This is a genomic window from Vibrio sp. 9-16B-A1, assembly GCF_056726165.1.
The window spans coordinates 39,721-55,799 of sequence record NZ_JBSDZD010000018.1 but is presented as its reverse complement, the minus strand read 5'-3'; the positions used below and the strand labels follow the sequence as shown (position 1 = coordinate 55,799).

At 53.7% G+C, this 16,079-nt stretch carries 14 protein-coding genes; 6 read left to right on the top strand and 8 right to left on the bottom strand.

The window, feature by feature from the left end; all coding sequences use genetic code 11:
• Positions 1-141: 141 nt before the first annotated feature.
• Positions 142-663, bottom strand: a complete 522-nt coding sequence (locus ACVB80_RS21765) for an AAA family ATPase (RefSeq protein ID WP_481083390.1) — start codon at positions 661-663, stop codon at positions 142-144.
• A 111-nt stretch (positions 664-774) separates the two neighbouring features.
• Complete coding sequence (gene typA, locus ACVB80_RS21760) at positions 775-2,604, bottom strand: translational GTPase TypA (RefSeq protein WP_481083389.1); 1,830 nt, start codon at positions 2,602-2,604, stop codon at positions 775-777.
• A gap of 497 nt (positions 2,605-3,101) precedes the next feature.
• On the opposite strand from typA, the gene glnA reads away from it, so the two are divergent.
• From glnA to gepA, 5 genes are all read left to right on the top strand, one after another.
• On the top strand, positions 3,102-4,511 hold the full coding sequence (glnA, locus tag ACVB80_RS21755; RefSeq protein ID WP_481083388.1) for a glutamate--ammonia ligase: 1,410 nt from the start codon (positions 3,102-3,104) through the stop codon (positions 4,509-4,511).
• Positions 4,512-4,632: 121 nt separating this feature from the next.
• A complete protein-coding gene (locus ACVB80_RS21750) occupies positions 4,633-5,196 on the top strand; it encodes a DUF4124 domain-containing protein (RefSeq protein ID WP_481083387.1) in 564 nt (187 codons plus the stop codon).
• Positions 5,197-5,298: 102 nt separating this feature from the next.
• Positions 5,299-6,354, top strand: a complete 1,056-nt coding sequence (gene glnL / locus ACVB80_RS21745; RefSeq protein WP_481083386.1) for a nitrogen regulation protein NR(II) — start codon at positions 5,299-5,301, stop codon at positions 6,352-6,354.
• A gap of 23 nt (positions 6,355-6,377) precedes the next feature.
• Positions 6,378-7,790 (top strand): nitrogen regulation protein NR(I), encoded by a 1,413-nt coding sequence (glnG, locus tag ACVB80_RS21740; RefSeq protein ID WP_481083385.1) that lies wholly within the window; start codon positions 6,378-6,380, stop codon positions 7,788-7,790.
• A gap of 59 nt (positions 7,791-7,849) precedes the next feature.
• Entirely contained in the window at positions 7,850-10,405 is a 2,556-nt protein-coding gene (gene gepA / locus ACVB80_RS21735; RefSeq protein WP_481083424.1) for a phosphodiesterase GepA, read from the top strand.
• Between the two features lie 246 nt (positions 10,406-10,651).
• Here the strand turns inward: gepA and hemN are convergent, their stop codons facing one another.
• From hemN to ACVB80_RS21710, 5 genes are all read right to left on the bottom strand, one after another.
• Positions 10,652-12,025, bottom strand: a complete 1,374-nt coding sequence (gene hemN / locus ACVB80_RS21730) for an oxygen-independent coproporphyrinogen III oxidase (protein WP_481083384.1) — start codon at positions 12,023-12,025, stop codon at positions 10,652-10,654.
• 171 nt (positions 12,026-12,196) lie between these two features.
• Complete coding sequence (locus ACVB80_RS21725; protein ID WP_481083383.1) at positions 12,197-12,688, bottom strand: DUF2489 domain-containing protein; 492 nt, start codon at positions 12,686-12,688, stop codon at positions 12,197-12,199.
• Between the two features lie 5 nt (positions 12,689-12,693).
• Positions 12,694-13,218 carry a Der GTPase-activating protein YihI gene (yihI, locus tag ACVB80_RS21720; protein WP_481083382.1) on the bottom strand — a complete coding sequence of 175 codons (525 nt, stop codon included), beginning with the start codon at positions 13,216-13,218 and terminating at the stop codon, positions 12,694-12,696.
• On the bottom strand, positions 13,205-13,855 hold the full coding sequence (locus tag ACVB80_RS21715; RefSeq protein WP_481083381.1) for a class I SAM-dependent methyltransferase: 651 nt from the start codon (positions 13,853-13,855) through the stop codon (positions 13,205-13,207). The genes yihI and ACVB80_RS21715 overlap by 14 nt, the downstream gene beginning before the upstream one ends.
• A 153-nt stretch (positions 13,856-14,008) precedes the next feature.
• Complete coding sequence (locus ACVB80_RS21710) at positions 14,009-14,626, bottom strand: c-type cytochrome (protein WP_481083380.1); 618 nt, start codon at positions 14,624-14,626, stop codon at positions 14,009-14,011.
• A gap of 136 nt (positions 14,627-14,762) precedes the next feature.
• Here ACVB80_RS21710 and yihA point away from each other — a divergent pair, with 136 nt between their 5' ends.
• Positions 14,763-15,428 carry a ribosome biogenesis GTP-binding protein YihA/YsxC gene (gene yihA / locus ACVB80_RS21705; RefSeq protein ID WP_481083379.1) on the top strand — a complete coding sequence of 222 codons (666 nt, stop codon included), beginning with the start codon at positions 14,763-14,765 and terminating at the stop codon, positions 15,426-15,428.
• A 426-nt stretch (positions 15,429-15,854) separates the two neighbouring features.
• Here yihA and spfP read toward each other — a convergent pair whose 3' ends face one another.
• Complete coding sequence (gene spfP, locus ACVB80_RS21700; protein ID WP_438356636.1) at positions 15,855-15,902, bottom strand: small protein SpfP; 48 nt, start codon at positions 15,900-15,902, stop codon at positions 15,855-15,857.
• Positions 15,903-16,079 lie beyond the last annotated feature (177 nt).

The window sequence follows — 16,079 nt, the reverse complement described above, 5'->3', positions numbered from 1 at the left end:
TATTTCTCTATGGAGAATATTGTAAATAAGAGAATAAAGCGCCAGAGTATCCAAAAGAATAAATTTACACTTAGCGAAACAGCTTATTATTGAATTTGTAAATAACAACAGGATCAATATGTCTTGTTGAATACAGATAAATCAAAGATGGCGTAATATCCACAATACTCTGTCATCAACGTCCGTAAACGGCACCTCAACCACCTCAAATCCCAGCCCGGTGTATGTCTTAACCAGCCATTCATGAATTTCCAGCGCCTGTTCGAACGGATACGGGCGCACGTCATCCTGCACATAGATACTCTTTTCCGGGCGGCAGGCGAAGACTATTGGGTGGTAATCTCTGGCGGTATTTTTCAGCTCATCATCCGGGGTCAGGCCGCTCATGGTCATGTAGGCACAGATATCACCCAGCGCCCTGTCCATGAAGGCGGTTTTGCCTGCGTGCAGCGCTGTGAGCTTTTGGTCACCCATGATCCCAAAGCATAAAGAGGCAAACCCGGCCATATCATTCCAGGGCAAAATCCCGTCTTCCAGCGCGCTCTGCTCTTCAATCAGACGCCGTGACGCCTCTTCAAACGTCGCATACCCCTTTTCACCCAGCGCACCAATCAGGGTCGTCTTCCCCGCCCCCGGCCCGCCAGTAATCACAACCGGTTTCATCTGCTTTTCCTTCTTTCCCGCGAACCAAGTACCACGAACCTCGTACCGCCCATACAAAAACACCCCGGCTTATCACTAAACCAGGGTGTTGTTTATACCACTAATCCGGGATTAGATAGCACCACGCGCCGCGCGTTTACGGTCGCTTTCAGTCAGGTGCTTCTTACGGATACGGATGCTTTCCGGAGTTACTTCTACCAGCTCGTCATCATCGATGAATTCCAGAGCCTGCTCCAGAGTCATCACGATAGGTGGAGTCAGAACCTGAGCGTCATCAGTACCAGATGCACGAACGTTGGTCAGCTGCTTGCCTTTCAGGGCGTTTACTGTCAGGTCGTTGTCACGGCTGTGAATACCGATAACCATGCCTTCGTACACTTCCACACCGTGGCCAATGAACAGACGGCCGCGCTCCTGCAGGTTAAACAGGGCGTTGGTCAGGGCTTTACCCGCTGCGTTTGCGATCAGTACGCCGTTGATGCGCTGGCCGATCTCACCGCCTTTGTGCAGACCGTAATGGTCAAACGTGTGGTACATCAGGCCAGAACCTGAAGTCAGGGTCATGAACTCTGTCTGGAAGCCGATCAGACCACGTGATGGCATCATGAAGTCCATACGGATACGGCCTTTGCCATCCGGAGACATGTCAGTCAGCTCACCTTTACGCAGGCCGATGTTCTCCATGATGCCGCCCTGGTGCTCTTCCATTACGTCAATGGTTACAGTCTCAAACGGTTCCATCAGCTGGCCGTCTTCTTCTTTGATGATTACTTCAGGGCGTGATACCGCCAGCTCGAAGCCTTCACGACGCATGTTTTCGATCAGGATAGACAGGTGAAGCTCACCACGGCCTGATACGCGGAACTTGTCCGGGTCTTCAGTCTGCTCAACGCGCAGTGCTACGTTGTGTACCAGTTCTTTTTCCAGACGCTCAAGGATGTTACGTGAAGTCACGAACTTACCTTCTTTACCCGCGAACGGAGAGGTGTTTACCTGGAAAGTCATGGTTACGGTTGGCTCATCCACGCTCAGTGGAGGCAGGGCTTCTACCGCGTTCTGCGCACAGATGGTATCAGAGATCTTCAGTTCACCCAGACCGGTGATAGCGATAATGTCGCCGGCTGCCGCCTGATCCACTTCGTGACGCTCAAGACCCAGGTAACCCAGTACCGTACCCACTTTACCGTTACGGGTTTTACCGTCAGCACCAACCACAGTTACCTGCTGGTTCGCTTTCACGGTACCACGGGTAACACGGCCAACACCGATAACACCCACGTAAGAGCTGTAGTCCAGCTGAGAGATTTGCATCTGCAGCGGGCCGTCCATATCAACCTGAGGCGCTTCTACGGTATCAACGATCGCCTGGAACAGAGGTTCCATGTTCTCGCCGGTCTCGCCTTCTTCTGCGCTTGCCCAGCCGTTCAGTGCTGATGCGTAGATCACCTGGAAGTCCAGCTGCTCGTCAGTTGCACCCAGGTTGTCGAACAGGTCAAATACCTGATCCATTACCCAGTCAGGACGCGCGCCAGGGCGGTCGATCTTGTTGATAACTACGATAGGCTTAAGGCCGTGAGCAAAAGCTTTCTGAGTTACGAAACGGGTCTGAGGCATTGGGCCGTCAACCGCGTCAACGATCAGCAGCACAGAGTCAACCATAGACATGATACGCTCAACCTCACCACCGAAGTCGGCGTGTCCCGGGGTATCTACGATGTTGATGCGGTAGTCGTTCCAGTTGATGGCGGTGTTTTTCGCCAGGATGGTAATACCACGCTCTTTTTCGATGTCGTTCGAGTCCATGACCCGCTCTTCCACTTCACCGCGTGATTCCAGGGTGCCTGACTGCTGAAGCAGCTTATCTACCAGGGTAGTTTTACCGTGGTCAACGTGCGCGATGATCGCGATATTTCTTAGGTTATCGATGTTTGGAGTCGTCATGGATTTTGATTCACTCAAAGGGTGAAGCCGCGAGGCGACATGCCTGCCACTGCACTGATTAAAAAAACGGCCAATAATGTACCAGATTTTGGCCAAATTCCCACATTTATGTGACATGGAACGCTTTTTTTATCGGCAAAACGCGCTCCCGTCACCGCCCGGGCCCGGCGGTTCAACGGATAAAGCCGGTGAAACAAAAATTTGCATTGACTTTAGTGTAGCCGGGGTGCGAAATAATGTCGGGCACGAAACCGGTTGCGAATCCCGGCACGCCCACGCACCAATATGGTGCAATCGCAGATCATTTTGGTGCAGAAACTTGCACTACGATCAATCAGATAAACTTAGTCTGTTGATTTTAAACGGATTTAAAAACTGGCACAGTTTTGGCTTAATAGAAATCGTCACTGATTAACACGCACAAGATTAATCAGTAACAGATTTTTAATTTCACCAATATTGCGCCGAAGCATTATTTACACCGGAGGTTATCCAAGATGTCAGTAGAAAACGTTCTATCGCTGATCCAAGAAAACGAAGTGAAGTTTGTTGACCTGCGCTTCACCGACACAAAAGGTAAAGAGCAGCATATCTCTATCCCTGCTCACCAGGTTGACGCTGACTTCTTTGAAGAAGGCAAGATGTTCGACGGTTCTTCTGTTGCTGGCTGGAAAGGCATCAACGAATCTGACATGGTGATGATGCCAGATGCGTCAAGCGCAGTACTGGACCCATTCACAGAAGACGCAACCCTGAACATCCGTTGTGACATTCTGGAGCCTGCAACCATGCAGGGCTACGACCGTGACCCACGCTCTATCGCCAAGCGCGCTGAAGACTTCATGCGCTCTGCAGGCATCGCAGACACTGTTCTGGTTGGTCCTGAGCCAGAGTTCTTCCTGTTTGACGACGTGAAGTTCGCAACCGACATGTCTGGTTCTTTCTTCAAGATCGACGACGTGGAAGCGGCATGGAACACAGGTACTGACTTCGAAGAAGGTAACAAAGGTCACCGTCCTGGCGTTAAAGGCGGTTACTTCCCGGTTGCTCCGGTTGACTCATCTCAGGACATCCGTTCTGCAATGTGTCTGGTAATGGAAGAGATGGGCCTGGTTGTTGAAGCGCACCACCACGAAGTGGCAACTGCGGGTCAGAACGAAATCGCAACCCGTTTCAACACCCTGACTGCAAAAGCAGATGAAATCCAGATCTACAAGTACGTGGTTCACAACGTAGCGCACGCATTTGGTAAGACCGCAACCTTCATGCCTAAGCCACTGGTTGGTGATAACGGCTCTGGTATGCACGTTCACATGTCTCTGGGCAAAGATGGCGTTAACCTGTTTGCCGGTGACAAATACGGCGGCCTGTCTGAAATGGCTCTGTACTACATTGGCGGTATCATCAAGCACGCACGTGCAATCAACGCCTTTGCTAACGCATCAACCAACTCATACAAGCGTCTGGTTCCTGGCTTCGAAGCACCAGTTATGCTGGCTTACTCTGCACGTAACCGCTCTGCTTCTATCCGTATCCCTGTGGTACCAAGCCCGAAAGCACGCCGTATCGAAGTACGCTTCGGCGATCCATCTGCGAACCCATACCTGTGCTTCGCGGCTATGCTGATGGCTGGTCTTGACGGTATCAAGAACAAGATCCACCCTGGCGATGCAATGGACAAAGACCTGTACGACCTGCCGGCTGAAGAAGCTGCAGAAATCCCAACCGTGGCTTACTCACTGAAAGACGCGCTGGATTCTCTGGATGCAGACCGTGAGTTCCTGACCGCTGGCGGTGTATTCTCTGATGACTTCATCGATTCTTACATCGAGCTGAAATCTCAGGACGTGGAAAAAGTGAACATGACCACTCACCCACTGGAATTCGAACTGTACTACTCAGTGTAATTCACTGTAACTGTTACAGAAAAACTAAGGCTCGCCTCGCAGGCGGGCCTTTTGTTTATTTGCATCCCATTGCTCCTGCCATAGAGTAAAATTTACTCAACCAAATGCACGGAGACCCCTGATGCGTTTTGCGCTGCCTGCCCTGTTCGTTCTGTTGTCCCCTTTTGCCCTGGCCCAGACCGCTTATACCTGGGTTGATGAAAATGGTATCCGTCACTTCAGTGATACCCCGCCATCCGGGCAGCAGGCCGAGGCCCTGACGCTGAAAAGCGCACCGGTCCCGCCCGCAGATGAAGCACAGGAGGAAACCCTGCTCCCTGAGCCTGAACTGCAGCCAGAAGAAGGAACTGTCCCGGAAGAGGATCCGGTCCCGCAGGCCGCACTGGCGCTGGAATGGAATAATCCGCGTAACGACCAGACCATCCGCAGCAATCCGGGCAAAATCGAAATAAAACTCTCTGCCAACCGGAAACTGCAATTGGGCGAACAACTGCAACTGCTGCTCAACGGAGAAGAGTACGGCGCACCCCAGTCCCGCCTCGCCTGGTCCCTGACCAACGTAGATCGCGGCACACATACCTTATCAATCAATGCCTTAAAAGATGGCAAGCTTATTGCAACAACCCCTTCTATCACGGTGCATCTTCACCGGAACAGGGTTATCCAAAAGAAAAGCTCGCAATAACAGGAGCTTATCCTGAGGATCTGATTGGCTTTATGCCTGCCTTGCTCCATACTTACAGGCACCGCGCACCATTTTGGTGCATCGGAGTGAAGGCAGGTAAGCATGCAGATCAACGACCAACTCTCGACCACCATTATCAACAATGTTGTCACCGCGACCCTGTTGCTCGATGAGCATCTGGGGCTGTGTTACGCCAACCCGGCGGCAGAGCAGTTGTTTTCCCAGAGCTCCAAGCGCCTGCTGGGTGCCCCCCTGCCAGGCCTGGTACAACACGCATCGATGGACCTCAGCCTGCTCAGCCAGCCACTTCAGTCCGGCCAGAGCATCACCGACAGTGACGTCACCTTTGTGATTGACGGCCGCCCGGTGATGCTGGAAGTCACCGTCAGTCCGGTCACCTGGCAGAAACAGGTACTGCTGCTGGTGGAACTGCGTCAGACCGACCAGCAACGCCGCCTCAGTCAGGAGCTCAACCAGCACGCCCAGCAGCAGGCGGCCAAAGAGCTGGTGCGCGGCCTGGCCCATGAGATCAAAAATCCTCTTGGTGGTCTGCGCGGTGCGGCGCAGCTGCTGGCACGGATGCTGCCGGAGCCGGAGCTCAAAGAGTACACCCAGATCATCATCGAACAGGCGGACCGACTGCGCTCACTGGTTGACCGTCTTCTTGGGCCACAAAGACCCGGCCGCAAAGAGCGGGTTAACCTGCACCTGGTACTGGAGAAAGTCCGCCAGCTGGTTGAGCTCGACAACGGTAACCGGCTGACTATCCGCCGTGACTATGACCCCAGCCTGCCTGCGCTGATGATGGACCCGGACCAGATAGAACAGGCGCTGCTTAATATCGTCAGCAACGCCGCCCAGATCCTCACCGGGCAAAATGACGGCGACATTCTGGTGCGCACCAGAACGGTGCATCAAGCCAATATTCACGGCACCCGCCACAAGCTGGCGGCCAAAATAGACGTAATCGACAACGGCCCGGGTATCCCGCCCGAGCTGCAGGACACCCTGTTCTACCCCATGGTCAGTGGCCGTGAGGGGGGCACCGGGCTGGGGCTGTCGATTTCACAAAACCTGATCGACCAGCATCAGGGAAAAATTGAAGTGGAGAGCTGGCCGGGCAAAACCACATTCACCGTTTTATTACCGATTTTTTAGCGTGAGCTGCAAGGATACTGACTATGAGTAAAGGTTATGTTTGGGTGGTCGATGACGACAGTTCGATCCGCTGGGTGATGGAGAAGACCCTCTCCTCGGCTCAGATCCGCTGCGAAACCTACGCCGATGCAGAAAGCGTCCTGCAGGCGCTGCAACGCGAGGCCCCGGACGTACTGGTCTCCGACATCCGTATGCCGGGCATGGACGGCCTGGCGCTGCTCAAACAGGTCCACCAGCAGTATCCGGATCTGCCGGTGATTATCATGACCGCTCACTCCGACCTCGACGCGGCAGTAAACGCCTACCACGAAGGCGCGTTTGAGTACCTTCCAAAGCCGTTCGATATTGATGAAACCCTGGCACTGGTAGAGCGGGCCCTGACCCACGCCTTTGAGCAGCGCACCCAAAAAGCCGGGGACGACGACCTGGCCGCCAAAGCGCCGGAAATCATCGGCGAAGCACCGGCGATGCAGGAAGTATTCCGGGCCATTGGCCGCCTCTCACGCTCATCTATCTCAGTGCTTATCAACGGTGAATCGGGTACGGGTAAAGAGCTGGTGGCGCACGCCCTGCACCGCCACAGCCCGAGGGCAAAGAATCCGTTTATCGCCCTGAACATGGCGGCGATCCCCAAAGACCTGATCGAATCAGAGCTGTTTGGTCACGAAAAAGGGGCCTTCACCGGGGCCAACTCGGTGCGCCAGGGACGCTTCGAGCAGGCCAACGGCGGCACCCTGTTTCTGGATGAGATCGGCGATATGCCGCTGGATATTCAGACCCGGCTGCTGCGGGTGCTGGCGGATGGCCAGTTCTACCGGGTTGGCGGTCACTCACCGGTCAATGTGGACGTGCGTATTATCGCCGCCACCCACCAGGACCTGGAGCAGAGGGTCGCCGACGGCGATTTCCGTGAAGACCTGTTCCACCGCCTCAACGTTATCCGGGTACACATCCCATCACTGCGCGAACGCAGGCAGGATATCGAAAAACTGACCCAGCACTTCCTGCGCATGGCCGCCACTGAGCTGGGTGTGGAAATGAAGACCCTTCACCCCTCCACCACTGAGCAGCTCAACCAGCTCGACTGGCCGGGTAATGTGCGCCAGCTGGAGAACGTTTGCCGCTGGCTGACGGTAATGGCAAGCGGGAACGAGGTACTTCCTGGTGATCTGCCAAGGGAGCTGCTGACGGCCACAACGGTGAAATCTTCCGCAACCGGAGCAGAAAACTGGCAGGACCAGCTGGAAAACTGGGCATCAGACGCGCTGAAAAACGGAGAAACTGAGCTGCTCTCTTATGCACTGCCCGAATTTGAACGTATAATGTTAAGAACAGCACTGAGACATACCAATGGTCACAAACAAGATGCTGCTAAACTATTAGGCTGGGGACGTAACACACTGACACGGAAACTGAAAGAGCTCGGAATAAGCTGAGTGAGTGCGCCGTCAGGTGTGAGCGATAACAATCACCCGATATGACCGTTAAACGATAACTGATGGCAAAAAAACAACTCACCCTGCGCAGCGCTGTAATTCTCCCTTTTGTGGCCATTTTCCTGGTCACCTTTGGTGTGATCGCCGCCGTCCAGTTCTACAGCTATGAAAACATGGTGGCCAAACTCAGCCACAAACAGCTGGTCGCCTTCACCGAGAACATCAAAAGCCGGCTGTCGGTTTTCCTTGAAGAGCCGTTCCGCACCAATATCGCCCTGACCCGCACCGTCGAGTTCAGCGAGCTCTACCGCGCCAATGATATGTCAGAAATCGAAGACTTCCTGGCGATGAGCTTTACCCATCTGAATCCGCATATCGAGCACCTCGATGTGATTGGCTTTGGTGGCGAAGGCGGAGAGTTTGTCGGCTTTCGCCGTGAACCCAATAACAGCTTCACCCTGATGCTGCAGGACCAGCGCACCCAGGATGAACTGCTGATCTACCAGGGCAGCGACCCGCGCTCTGGTGTCCGCTCCCGTTTCCAGAACTACGATCCAAGGGTTCGCCCCTGGTACACCCCGGCAGCCAAAAGCCTGCAGCCATCCTGGTCTGAGGTTTATGCCAACGCCGATGAACGTCAGGAGATCACCCTGTCTGCCATCAACCCGGTGATGGGCACTGACGGCCTGATTGGGGTCATGGTATCTGATATCCGCATCAACACCTTTAACCAGTTCCTGCGCTATCAGAAAGACCGTACCACCGCCTCGATGTACATCTTTGATAAAGAGACCCGGCTGATCGCTCACTCCGAACCTGGCGGCGTGGTATCACAGGGCAGCGAAAACTCCCCCAAAGGTACCCGAATGCTGGTGGCTGAAAGCCCGAATCCGGTGATCGCTTCCGGGGCCGGCCATATCGATTTCTCCAGGCTGACCACCCCCTACTCCAGCTATATGTTTGAGTTCAGCCAGGACGGGGAGCGCTACTTCAACAAGCTGTCGCGCTTTAAGAGCACCTTTGGCCTCGACTGGTACATCATGGTGAGTATTTCTGAGCGTGAACTGCTCGGTGAGCTGCCTCAGCAGCAGCAACAGGGCCTGCTGGTGGCGCTGCTGGTTGGCCTGATTGGCCTGCTGATGGGCGCGCTGGCATTTAACCGCATCACCCGGCCGATCACCAGTACCGCCAATGCCGCCAAAGAGCTGGCCAAAGGTGACTGGAACAGCACCATGCCTGAGCCGGGACAGATCTTCGAGACCTCGATGCTGGTATCGGCGTTTAACAACATGGCCGACAGCCTCAAGCAATCCTTCGAAGCGCTGCGCACCCAACTGGTCTACGACTCCCTGACCCAGCTTTACAGCCGTCAGGGTCTGATTGAAGCAAGCTGCAAACTGCCATCGCTCGATAATGGCATCCTGTTGCTGCTCGGTATCGACCGCTTCCGCGAAATTAACGACAGTCTCGGCCACTACAGCGGTGACCAACTGCTGGTAATCATGGCCGAACGCCTGCGTCAGCAATGCCAGGACAGCGCCATGCTGGCCCGGGTGGGTGGCGATGAGTTTGCGATTTTCCTGCCTCAGGATCAACAGAACGGCAGCCTGGAAGAGATCACCAACCGCATCCGCCAGGCGTTCAATGCCCCGTTCCAGATGGGCAACGAAACCGTGGTAATCAACATTTCAGTGGGCCAGGTCGAGACTGACAACACCACCAACATGAGCACCTGGCTGCGCAACGCCAGCATCGCCCTGAGCCACGCCAAGCAGGAGCCGCTGCGCCTGGCCCGTTACCGCCCGGAAATGGCCGATGCCTCACGCAGGAAAACCCAGACTCTGGCCGAGATGAACATGGCGATCGCCAACAGCGAGTTTGTGCCTTTCTATCAGCCGATCATTGATTTGGAGAGCGGAGAAGTACTGGGGGCTGAAGCACTGGCGCGTTGGGTAAGCCCGGAGCGTGGCGTGGTGCCGCCATTTGAGTTTATCCCGATCGCCGAAGAGAGCGGCCTGATCAGTGAGATTGGCGAGCAAATCCTGCTCAAATCCTGCACTGATACCGCGCTGGCGATCCACGGCGGACAGTGGCCGGCGGACTTCAGCCTGCACGTGAACCTGTCGGTGAACCAGCTGTCCCACACCGGCTTTATCGGTGAACTGCGCGGGGTACTCAAAGACAGTCAGCTGCCGGCCGGTAACCTGACCCTGGAAATAACCGAATCCCGCATTGTCGATAACGATCCGGTGATCCTGAAAAACATGAAAGCCATCAAAGCGCTGGGGATCAAAATCGCGATTGATGATTTTGGTACCGGCTACTCGTCGCTGGCCTACCTGCACAAACTGCCGTTTGACTGCCTGAAGATAGACCGCTCCTTTATCACCCAACTGAGTGAAGAGACCATGGACACCTCAATCGTGGCCGCGATCGTCAACATGACCCAGGGCTTCAAATCCAACCTGGTCGCCGAAGGCGTAGAAACCCAGGCTCAGGCCTCAATGCTGAAAAAACTCGGCTGCCCGCAGGCACAGGGCTACCTTTTCGGCCACCCGATGCCATTCTCAGAATGGCCGTCAGATCTTGTTAACATGAAGCGGGACGGGGATTAAGCGAAACGGAAGGTATTAAAAAACCGCTGAAGTGTCAGCGGTTTTTTATTGGCTCTGGGCTCTGGGCTCTGGGCTCTGGGCTCTGGGCTCTGGGCTCTGGGCTCTGGGCTCTGGGCTCTGGGCTCTGGGCTCTGGGCTCTGCAAACAGGTTTTCTTACTCAAACCTTACTTACAACACGATAGCTTCGATTTCCCAAATCACGTATCGCGAACTCCCCCAGGGCCGAGTACCTAGGGCCCAGCGCCTTATATCACCCTCGAAAACTGCTGCTGGCGTGCCCGCTGGCGCAGGTACTTATCAAAACACATACAGATGTTGCGGATCAGCAGGCGGCCACGCAGGGTGACCTGAATCCACTGGCCATCGTGCTCCACCAGCTCATCGTCGATAAAGGTCTGCAGCAGCTTCAGGTCTTCGTCAAAGTAACGTTTAAACGTCAGACCGAACTGCTGCTCAATGGCACGGGTGTCGAGGCGGAAGTTACAGATCAGCTGCTTGATCACTTCGCGGCGGATCAGGTCATCTTTCTCCAGCGAGACCCCTTTCCACAAGGCGTGGCGCATCTCGTTGACCTGAGCGTAGTACTTCTTCAGCTCTTTCTGGTTCTGGGCGTAACAGTCACCCACCATAGAAATCGCCGACACGCCAAAACCGATCAGGTCGCATTCGCCCTGAGTGGTATAGCCCTGGAAGTTGCGGTGCAGTACGCCGCCGCGCTGGGCCACAGCCAGCTCGTCATCCGGCAGGGCAAAGTGGTCCATACCGATAAACTGGTAACCGGCACCGGTCAGAGTCGCTATCGTGTCCTGCAGGATCGCCATTTTCTCTTCTGCAGCCGGCAGGTCTTCATCTTTGATTTTGCGCTGGGCAGCAAACAGCTGTGGCATGTGGGCATAGTTAAATACCGACAGGCGGCCCGGGCGCATGGTCAGTACCTGCTGCAGGGTCTGTGCAAAGCTCTCTTTGGTCTGCTTTGGCAGGCCATAGATGAGGTCCAGGTTGGTTGAACGGAAACCCAGTTCACGGGCACGCTCCGCCATGGCAAAAATAAATGCTTCATCCTGCTCGCGGTTCACCAGCTGCTGCACTTCTTTATTGAAGTCCTGCACGCCGATACTCAGACGGTTGAAGCCTTCTGCGCGCAGGTGGTCGAGCATATCCAGCTCAATCTCACGCGGGTCCACCTCGATGCTGATTTCCGCATCCTGGTCAAATATGAACTCTTCGTGGATAAGGCGCATCAGGCGGGTGATCTGGGCTTTATTCAGAAAGGTCGGTGTACCGCCTCCAAAATGCAGCTGGGTTACTTCACGGCCGGAAAGCAGCGAAGCGCGCTGGCGGATCTCGTGCTCCAGCACATCCAGATAATCATCAGCCTTGTGCTGGTGACGGGTGATCACCTTATTACAGCCACAGTAGTAGCAGAGCTTATGACAAAACGGGATATGAATGTACAGCGACAGTGGCCGCTCCGGGTAGCGGGTACAGGCCATGTCCAGCTCAGCAATGGTAAACGCTTCGTGGAACTCCACTGCGGTTGGGTATGAGGTATAGCGCGGGCCGGAGTAATTGTATTTTTCCAATACCGCCTGGTCCCAAACAATTTGCTCGCTCGACATGGTTTACGCTTCCGGTTAGTCAATTCAGCGGCTATTTTGCCACAGCTGCATAGCAGCTAAAGAATTGGGTAGATTATTTGTAACAGAAATGTGTGAAATTGCAGACTGGATCACTGCAAAATCCGGTTCAAAGCCCCGTCCGGATGGAGCTTCGGCCGTTTTTGATGACGATCAGCCGACCTGGGTCACCAGGATCTGGTCATTGAGCGGCCTGACCCGCTCCCTGAGCGCCTTCAGCTCTTCGTTGATGGCATCGCCAAGACGGGCTTCTGCCTTTTGACGAGTAAGGTTCTGACGCATCCGCTCCTGTTTTTCCAGTGCCTGACGCGCTTCGCCTCTCGCCATCTCATTCACGGTCTGATAAAGCTCGTACAGCGCCGGGTAATCGGCGGCGGCGTCGATACGCTCGTCACCCTGAAGATATTCCAGCATGCCACACACCCGGATACTGATTTCCGATAAATCACACTGCCCCTGGATCCCGGCCTGGCACAACAGGTCAACATTCTCAAAAATGTTGGCGTTACGCTTACCCATCGCCAGTGCCTGCTGCTGGCTCAGCAATTTCTTCTGTCTGCGCAGTCTGATCAGCAGATGGGCCGCGTAGCCGCCCAGTGCTGCAATGATCAGGCCGCCCGCACCAAGCAGTAAGGCAGTGTTCATGGTTATCAGTCCTTGTACTCGTCGAAGTCGTACTCATCGAACATATCGGTATCACCGATGCTGCTCTCGCCGCCTTCAGACTCTTCACTCTCTTCTTCGAAAATGCCCAGCTGCTTCATCAGCGCTTCGATGCGGTCCAGCTTCTCATCAACCTGTTTCTGCAGGCCAGCGCCCAGGCTCTCACCGGACTCAATACGGTCGAGCAGGATGTTCAGCTGCGCATCGTTCTCCAGCATCGCCAGTTCCTGCTCAGCGCTCAGGCGGCGTTCCTGTTTAGTCTGCTTCTTCACCGGCTCGATGATCAGCGGGATTTTCTTCTTGCTGCCAAGACGCGGGTCTCTGGCTTTACCTGCACCGTTCTGCTGCTTGTCGTTGCCTTCAGAGTGACGGCTGCCTGACTTCAGGCCTTTGCGCTTTTTGTTTTTCTTGCGCAGACGTCCTTCAACATCAGACTCAGTGCGGTTGCGGGTAACAATCGGCTCCGGTGCCCCAGCGGCACCAGGCTTTCTGGATTTCTTAGTACGGCTCATTACCGGGTTTCCTCAGTAAAATAACATCATTGCCAACAAATTCGAGCTGGAGTCCGTCCCGTTCCGCCAGGTAGCAAAAGGTCGCCCGGCTGAAAAAGCTCACGTGGGTCAGGTCGTTTTTATAGTGCCAGCTGGCAAAGGCGTCCTGATCTTTCACCATTTTGGTCATCACGCCTATCCAGCCTCCAGGCCGGACTAAATTCAACCATTGCTGCCACACCGATTTAGGGTCAAACAGGTGCTCAATGACCTCGGTGGCAGTCATAAAGTCGTACTCAGTGTCGAGTACCGACTTATCCGGATAATAGTAGATATCATACAGTGACATCTGGTGTCCCTGCTCTTCGAGCATCAGGGAGAGCGTCGGGCCTGGTCCGCAGCCAAAATCCAGCCCCCTGGAAGGCTGGTTTAAACGGGCGGCCATCGGTTCGGCCATACGACTGAGAAAGCGGCGGTATCCGGCATCGCCCGGGTCATTCTCATGCAGATCGTAGAAGACTTTTTCCTGCGTCGCATCCAGACGGTCTTTGGGATCGACAAACACCAGCTCACAACGCAGACACTGTTTATAGTCTCTGTGCTTATCGCTGAAATAGTCACGGGTCTGGTGACAGTCACATAACGGACATGCTTGCATCGGGCCTTCCTCCATCAGGGTAGCGCAACATACCAGAAACTCATATCAGATTGGAGCATTAATTAGCAGCAGAGGAGATTTTTTGTTCATTTTGGCCAAATGCAAAAACGGCAGCCCGGGCTGCCGTTTGTTCTGTTTATCGCTGCCTGTCTGTCAGTGAAGACCACCGACGTACTGAGACAGGACTTCAATGTCTTCATCGGTCATCTTTTTGGCGATGTCTCGCATCATGGCATTCATATCATTACCGCGCTCCATGGCCCGGAATTTTTGTAACTGCGCTTTAACATAGTCGGCGTGCTGACCGGAGATTTTCGGAAAACCAGAAAGCTCAGTACCATTACCACGCGGGCCATGACAGGCGATACAAGCGGTCAGGCCGCGCTCCATATCTCCGGCCTGATAGAGCACCTTGCCTTTGGCTACCACGTTTTCAGGTGTGGCGTTTTCCGATACCGGCAACGACGCATAATAAGCGGCCAGATCGGCCATATCCTGCTCACTCAGAGGCATTGCCATCGGGCTCATTACCGGGTCATACCGGCCCTGTTTACCCATGGTTTCCCCGCCAAGTTTGAGATCTTTCATCTGCTTTTCAAGATACCCGGCGTGCTGACCGGCCAGCTTGGGATAGGTGGTAATGAGGCTGTTACCGTCTGCTGCATGGCAGGCGACACAGGTCTGGGATTTTGCTTTGCCAGCTTCGATACTACCCTGAGCCCATACAGAGCAGCTGGCTAATAAACTCAGGATTAGCGCTAATTTCTTCATGACATTCCATTATAATTATCAAGCTTCCGGTACCACTATATGTGGGTGCTCATGGTACAATAGGCGACCTTATACCGATCACGGTTATTTTACACAATTTAACGAAAAAGTAATCATTCAACTACACAAAGACGAGATGGAGTTAACAGTGAGCGTAAAAATTCATTACCAAAACACGCATTTTATAACCAGTGCGCCAGATATTCGTCACCTGCCGGAAGATGCAGGTATCGAAGTCGCGTTCGCTGGACGCTCCAACGCCGGCAAATCGAGCGCGCTGAACCGCCTGACCAACCAGAAAAGCCTGGCCAAGACCAGTAAAACGCCAGGCCGTACACAGCTGATCAACCTGTTCAAGGTGTGTGACAACTGCCATATTGTCGACCTGCCAGGCTATGGTTTTGCCCAGGTACCGCTGGAGATGAAGAAAAAGTGGCAGAAATCACTGGGTGAATACCTGCAAAAGCGTGAGTCACTGAAAGGCCTGGTCGTACTGATGGATATCCGTCATCCGATGAAAGACCTGGACCAGCAACTGATCCACTGGGCAGTAGAGTCTGGCATCCCTGTTCAGGTACTGCTGACTAAAGCTGACAAACTGAAAAGCGGCGCCCGTAAAGCGACTCTGCTGAAGATCCGCGAAGCGTCACTGGCGTTTGGTGGTGAAGTTCAGGTAGACATGTTCTCATCCCTGAAAGGCATCGGCGTGGATCAGCTGCGTGCGAAACTGGATACCTGGTTTGCCCCTGCGCTGGAACTGGAGCTGGAAGAAGCGTCAGATGAAGGTGAGCCGGAGGCCTGATCTCCCTGAATAATAAAGTCCCCACCGGAGAGGTGGGGCAACGGGAGAGAAATTAGGAGGTATTATTATTATGGGCAAAAATCATTCAATAACTGCCTCCAAAACTCAAGTCATTTCTGCTTTTTTTTGCCCAAAGCTTGCCATACAGCGCTTTTATTCAAACCACCCGCCATTCCTATAAAAATCAATCACTTTTTTCTTGTAACAAAACACCAGAATGTGTGTGTGGATTTTTCCAACATATTAAATGAAGGTTAAAACCATCACCCAAACCGGTCACGGCCATAAGGCTCTCTGTCACAAAACGGGCTGAAGGGAAGAAAAGTCAGATCTGCACTGGTGCAAAAAAGAGATGAATGTAAGGCTAACATTTTGTTTTGGCACAATAAAAAACGCCCCAGTCAAAAACTGACTGGGGCGGCTGAATCAGCCTAATCCAATAACGTGAAACAAAAGGTCTGAAAGATAGAACATCTTACCTCTGTACCCTACGAGAGTTAATGTACAACAATCACACAGAAATGGAAACCACTTTCGTAGTTTTTTTTCATTAATGATTTGTGAATTTCAGCGATGTGAATGAATTCAGGCACTTTCTTAACAACAAAAAAAAGCCAGCGTGTGCGCTGGCTCATATAAAAATCCCGTTTT

What these genes read in the sequence shown, in the direction of transcription:
- hemN (WP_481083384.1), bottom strand. Translation starts at nt 12,025, where the DNA reads ATGTCGAGCGAGCAAATTGTTTGGGACCAGGCGGTATTGGAAAAATAC.
- yihA (WP_481083379.1), top strand. Translation starts at nt 14,763, where the DNA reads ATGGAGTTAACAGTGAGCGTAAAAATTCATTACCAAAACACGCATTTT.
- ACVB80_RS21715 (WP_481083381.1), bottom strand. Translation starts at nt 13,855, where the DNA reads ATGCAAGCATGTCCGTTATGTGACTGTCACCAGACCCGTGACTATTTC.
- ACVB80_RS21725 (WP_481083383.1), bottom strand. Translation starts at nt 12,688, where the DNA reads ATGAACACTGCCTTACTGCTTGGTGCGGGCGGCCTGATCATTGCAGCA.
- typA (WP_481083389.1), bottom strand. Translation starts at nt 2,604, where the DNA reads ATGACGACTCCAAACATCGATAACCTAAGAAATATCGCGATCATCGCG.
- glnA (WP_481083388.1), top strand. Translation starts at nt 3,102, where the DNA reads ATGTCAGTAGAAAACGTTCTATCGCTGATCCAAGAAAACGAAGTGAAG.
- ACVB80_RS21710 (WP_481083380.1), bottom strand. Translation starts at nt 14,626, where the DNA reads ATGAAGAAATTAGCGCTAATCCTGAGTTTATTAGCCAGCTGCTCTGTA.
- ACVB80_RS21750 (WP_481083387.1), top strand. Translation starts at nt 4,633, where the DNA reads ATGCGTTTTGCGCTGCCTGCCCTGTTCGTTCTGTTGTCCCCTTTTGCC.
- glnG (WP_481083385.1), top strand. Translation starts at nt 6,378, where the DNA reads ATGAGTAAAGGTTATGTTTGGGTGGTCGATGACGACAGTTCGATCCGC.
- glnL (WP_481083386.1), top strand. Translation starts at nt 5,299, where the DNA reads ATGCAGATCAACGACCAACTCTCGACCACCATTATCAACAATGTTGTC.
- ACVB80_RS21765 (WP_481083390.1), bottom strand. Translation starts at nt 663, where the DNA reads ATGAAACCGGTTGTGATTACTGGCGGGCCGGGGGCGGGGAAGACGACC.
- yihI (WP_481083382.1), bottom strand. Translation starts at nt 13,218, where the DNA reads ATGAGCCGTACTAAGAAATCCAGAAAGCCTGGTGCCGCTGGGGCACCG.